This is a genomic window from Natronomonas sp. (genome assembly GCF_036625485.1).
Taxonomy (GTDB): domain Archaea; phylum Halobacteriota; class Halobacteria; order Halobacteriales; family Haloarculaceae; genus Natronomonas.
This window is the reverse complement of sequence record NZ_JAZKTR010000228.1, coordinates 1-2,886: the sequence shown is the minus strand read 5'-3', so window position 1 is coordinate 2,886 and position 2,886 is coordinate 1. Positions and strand designations below refer to the sequence as shown.

Sequence of the window (2,886 nt, the reverse complement as noted above, 5' to 3'; positions counted from 1 at the left end):
GAGGGCTTGTCGAACCGTGTTCGACAGCGTTCCGGAACAGGTTTTCGAGCGCCTGCCGGAGCCTGTTTTCGTCGGCGAGGACGTCGGCCGTGGGTTCGACGACGAGCGTCGCGTCGTGTGTCTCGACGGTGCCCCACGCCCCCTTACAGAGGGCTTCGAGGTCGACAGGTGCGACGTCGGTGTGTTCCCGCTCCTGCCGGGCGAGGTCCAGGACGTCCTCGGCGATGGTTTCCATCCGGTCGAGGGCCTTCTCGACGTGGTCGAAGCTCTCGGGGGCGTCCTCTTCGCGGGCGATCTCGAGGTGACCCTTGGCGACGGCGATGGGGTTCCGCAGGTCGTGGGAGACGAGGCTGGCGAACTGGTCGAGTTTCTCGTTTCGGCGTTCGAGGGCCTTCGTCCGCGCTTCGAGTTGGCGCTGGCTCCGGCGCTGGTCGGTGACGTCCCGGATGAGGACGACGCGGCCGAGATACTGGTCGTGGCCGTCGTAGATCGGTGAGATGCCGACGTCGTAATCGCGCCGTTCCTCGCCCTGCAGGATAGTGATGTCCTCGCGGGTCTCCCGAACGTCCTCGAACTCCTCGTAGACGCCGGGACAGTCCGCGAGCAGGTCCGCGACGGGGGTACCGATCATCGCGTCCTGCGGGGTGTCGAACAGCGTGGCGGCGGCCTCGTTGGCGTCGAGAACCCGGTTTTCGTGGTCGAGAACCAGATAGCTACTCTCGATGTGCTCGACGACGGTACTGCGGGCGATGGGAACGACGTCGAGGAGGTGGAACCAGTAGAGTTGAGCGACGAGAGCGACGGCGGTGACGGTGAAGCCGAAGGCCGTCAGATCGATCGGCGAGAAGCCGGCGAGGTAGACGGCGTTCATCACCCACGGGACCGTCATCCCGACGAGGAGGCCCCCGGTCTGCCGCCGGAACGTGCCACGCCGGCGGAGGAACTCGGTGACGTACATCGCCATCGCGACGAGCAAGAGGAGATACGAGTAGGCGGCGTTGAGGTAGAACCACGGACCGAACGCCACCTCGAAGACGGTAATCGAACCGACCTGTGTCGGTTCGAAGCCAGCGTAGATAAGACCGTGAGCGAGCGGTATCTCCGCCCACACGAGAACGTTAGTGACCACCAGCACCGCAGACAGGCCGGCGACCGACCGACGGGTCAGCAGGTCGCCGCGGCCGGTGTACTCCATCGCGTGCAGGAAGATGGCGATGACGACCAGCGTCGACCCGAGAAACCGGACGTTATGCAGGACGAGCGCGGCCGTGGAATCGAGGACGGCGAGCCGGAGCGCATCGGCGGCCGCCCAGAGGACCGTCGCCACGAGGACGGCGAATATCTGCGGTGCCGTCCGCTTGTTCCGCCCCCGAAAGACGACGACCGCAAGCACCGCAGAAAGGACCGCTGCGGCCGCCAGCGGGACGAGATAGACGGAGAACTGGAACTCCATGTGCTGAAACCGATTCACGGCAGCCTTCAAGAAACTACCGGGGGTTTAGTACCTCGATACACCCCCAAGGCGGTCGGTATTATACCGTGGTAACTTATCCCAAAGAAAAATTATTTTGTGAAACAGCAATCCAAACTACCCTGAACCCGAAACCATTATGGCGCTCACGACCCCATATCGGGTGAGAACCTACTATGGCTACGCTCGAAATCAAAAACCTGCACGCAGAGGTCGCCGAGGAGGGCGGCGAGACGATCCTCCGCGGTGTCGACCTCGAAGTCAGTTCGGGAGAGATCCACGCGCTGATGGGTCCCAACGGTTCCGGCAAATCGACGACTGCGAAGGTCATCGCCGGCCACCCGGCCTACGAGGTCACCGACGGTGAGGTACTCCTTCACATCGAGGACGACGAGTTCGAAGGCGTCGACATCGACGACGACCAGCTGACCTGGAACCTCCTCGAACTGGAACCCAACGAGCGTGCCGCGCTCGGTATCTTCCTCGGCTTCCAGTACCCCGCCGAGATCGAGGGCGTCACGATGGTCAACTTCCTTCGGACCGCGCTCAACGCCAAACTCGAAGAACGCGAAGAGCTCTTCGAGGACGAAGACGAGGACGCGGCCGAAGACGAAGAGGACGAAGGCTTCGATACCTCGCCGATGGAAGGCAACGTCGAGGAAGGCGAAGTCGGCGTCGCGGAGTTCCAGGAGATCCTTCAGGAGAAGATGGAACTGCTCGACATGGACGAGAAGTTCGCCCACCGCTATCTCAACGCCGGCTTTTCCGGCGGCGAGAAGAAGCAGAACGAGGTCCTTCAGGCCGCCATCCTCGAGCCGTCGATCGCCGTCCTCGACGAAATCGACTCCGGGCTCGACATCGACCGCCTGCAGGACGTCTCCAAGGGTATCAACGCCCTCCGCGACGAGCAGGGCACCGGTATCCTCCAGATCACCCACTACCAGCGGGTCCTCGACTACGTCGAACCCGACCACGTCCACGTGATGCTCGACGGCGAGATCGCCAAGAGCGGCGGTGCCGAACTCGCCGAGCAACTCGAGGACAAGGGATACGACTGGGTTCGCGAAGAGGTTTACGAGACCGCGTAAACAGTATTCGTTACGCATAACCTCATAAGCATACAAACGTAAACACCGATAACGATCATGAGTTCCGAAGACCTACAAGACACTGACACCGAGGCTCGATTCGAGTTCAAGAAGGAGGAGTCGTCCGCCTTCAAGACCGAGAAAGGCCTCACCGAGGAGACCATTCGGATCATCTCCGAGGACAAGGACGAGCCTGAATGGATGCTCGAGCGCCGCCTTCGCGCACTCGAGCAGTTCCAGCAGATGCCGATGCCGACCGACTGGCCCGGACAGCCGGACCTGAGCGAGGTCGACATCGACGAGATCGTCCCGTACATCCGCCCGGAC

Annotated in this window: 2 protein-coding genes and 1 pseudogene; 2 read left to right on the top strand and 1 reads right to left on the bottom strand. The window is 62.4% G+C overall.

The window, feature by feature from the left end; all coding sequences use genetic code 11:
* A partial coding sequence (locus tag V5A53_RS14255) for a histidine kinase N-terminal 7TM domain-containing protein (RefSeq protein ID WP_332314275.1) occupies positions 1-1,453 on the bottom strand: 1,453 nt, incomplete at its 3' end.
* Between the two features lie 194 nt (positions 1,454-1,647).
* Between V5A53_RS14255 and V5A53_RS14250 the strand changes: the two genes are divergently transcribed.
* Both V5A53_RS14250 and V5A53_RS14245 read left to right on the top strand, forming a co-directional pair.
* Complete coding sequence (locus V5A53_RS14250) at positions 1,648-2,559, top strand: ABC transporter ATP-binding protein (protein WP_332314274.1); 912 nt, start codon at positions 1,648-1,650, stop codon at positions 2,557-2,559.
* A gap of 57 nt (positions 2,560-2,616) precedes the next feature.
* Positions 2,617-2,886, top strand: a pseudogene (locus tag V5A53_RS14245) (Fe-S cluster assembly protein SufB); the annotation flags it as partial.